1 protein-coding gene is annotated in these 1690 nt (G+C 63.5%); it reads right to left on the bottom strand.

Annotated elements, in window-relative coordinates; translation table 11 throughout:
* The coding region (gene istA, locus JQ586_RS40210; protein WP_249148695.1) for an IS21 family transposase at nucleotides 1-926 on the bottom strand (926 nt) is incomplete at its 3' end.
* Between the last annotated feature and the right edge of the window lie 764 nt (nucleotides 927-1690).

Raw genomic sequence — 1690 nt, 5'->3', positions numbered from 1 at the left:
GCCAGTTCGCGCAACGATCCAAACGACGGCTGCCCGCCGAGCGGCTTCAACCGGTGTGCCTCGTCACGCGCAAAGCGGACGATCGGCGCCTCGCCGGTCGTGCCATGGATACGCACGTTCGCCACCTCACGCTCCCACTCGGCGAGATGCGCCTCGAATGCCTCCCAGCTCGCGAAGGGATGCCCCGCGATCGCGTTCTTCTTCACGTAGCCGACGCCATTCTCCGTCTTGCCCTTCGTGCGCGCCCGATACGGCGCGCAGGCGCGAGGACGGAAGCCCCAATGCTTCGCGAACGCGATGAGCTTGTCGTTAAACTGAACCGACCGGCTCACCGCGTCGTGGCGCACCACGAGCGCGCGTGGATTGTCCATCAGCACTTCCTCCGGCACGCCGCCGAAGGTCGTGAACGCGCTCTCGAGCCCGGCAAACCAGTGCTCCTGCTTCTCGGCCCGGAACGCACGCACATGCAGCCGTCGCGAATGCCCGAGCGTCGCCACGAACACGAATGCTTTGATCTTCACCCCGCCGATCTCGACCAGGCGCTCGCCGAAGTCGATCTGCAGCTGCCGCCCCGGGGGCGTCTCGAACCGCGTCGTCGCCAGCGCTTCGGCCTTCAGCGCCTGGCGATAGGGCTGCACGGCCCGTTGCAGCGTTCGCCGGCTGACTGCCACGCCTTCCTCGGCCAAAAGGTCCTGGCGCACCACATCCGCATTGCCGCGGTGCCGAATGAACCTCTCGCGCAGCCAACCTTCAAGGCCATCGAGCCGCTTCGGACGCTCAGGTGACTTGAACGGCTTCACCCCGCCCGCCGCCACGTAGTCCTTCACCGTGTGATGGCTGCAGCCCAGCTGCCGCGCGATCCGCTTCAGACCCCACCCGCACGCCCTTAGGCGCAACATCTCCGCCACGTCATCCGGCGTCTTCATCACCTGCCCCCGTGGATCACTCCACGACGAGCCTTCCGTGATTCGTTCCTCGTTCATTCGCTCTCTCCTCGGCTATCCAAGGAGGGGGCAATTCCTCATGACGCCGAGGGGGCAGTTTTCCATGGCGCGCGACAGTGCAGGCTAATACCCATCAGGATTTTGCTGTTTCCTCCTGGGGCTAGCTAACCGCCGTCCGCGATAGATTTAAGCGGACGGCGTTTTTGCGTGCAGACAGCGAAAGACCTCGACGCGGAGGCGTAAGCGCATCGAGGCCTCTCTACCGACAAGTCTAGTGAGCACGGCGCGCCGACGCCGCACTGCGCCAATTTGGTCCAGCGTATGTCCCTGAACAAGGGGCATTTAGGCCAATGCCTGCGCGACGTAAGGTCGCGTCGCGCACCGCGCGACCAGGTCAGGAGACCAGAGACGCAGGCTCATCGAAATCCCATGCCGCCGATCGGCTCCTTGATGTCCCAATTGAAGTTTGGACGGATATCAGCGCCGCGATTGTCGCAGGCGGAGCAGGCGAGGCGGGGCTCTACATCAGACAGCCTCACATCGTCCGACCACCGATCGGCCGTGACGGCCATGGAGTGGCTGCACTGGTAGTCGGCGCAATAGTGCGTGTTTCGGCAATTTCCGGACACCGATTTCGGTAATTCGCGGACAGCGATTTCAGTAATTTCAGGACAGGGATTCCGCTAAATCGCGGACAGTTGCGGGAGGTTGGTTTTCGGGAGCGCCGTTCAGGCAATGTTCTCTCT

It is taken from the genome of Bradyrhizobium jicamae (genome assembly GCF_018130215.1).
Classification (GTDB): Bacteria; Pseudomonadota; Alphaproteobacteria; order Rhizobiales; family Xanthobacteraceae; genus Bradyrhizobium; species Bradyrhizobium jicamae_A.
Note: the sequence above shows the minus strand (reverse complement) of the source record. Positions and strands in the feature narration are given on the sequence as shown.